Genomic DNA, 281 nt, shown 5'->3' on the forward strand with positions numbered 1-281 from the left:
CCCCGCCGCACCCGCCCCGTCCCCAGGGCCCTTCGGGGGGCCCGCCCCCGCGAACTTCCCCGCCGCGCCCCTGCCCCAGCAGTCCGGCGCCCCCCTGGCCGCGTCCGCGCCGCTGACCAGTGGGCCCGGTGGCGGGCAGTCCTCCTGGGCGCAGCAGGTGCACCAGTTGGCGGGGGCGGGTGACGAGCAGCCCGTCGCGCCCTGGAAGCCGCCGGTCGAGGACCCGTTCCAGGCGGCGGCGCGACGGCAGGCGGCGGCCCGCCCGGCCGGCCTCGGCAAGC

Annotated in this window: 1 pseudogene; it reads left to right on the forward strand. The window is 82.2% G+C overall.

What is annotated here, in order from left to right:
* Window positions 1-281, forward strand: a pseudogene (locus RH94_RS42130) (RDD family protein); the annotation flags it as partial.

This window comes from Streptomyces kebangsaanensis (genome assembly GCF_001906585.1).
Classification (GTDB): Bacteria; Actinomycetota; Actinomycetes; order Streptomycetales; family Streptomycetaceae; genus Streptomyces; species Streptomyces kebangsaanensis.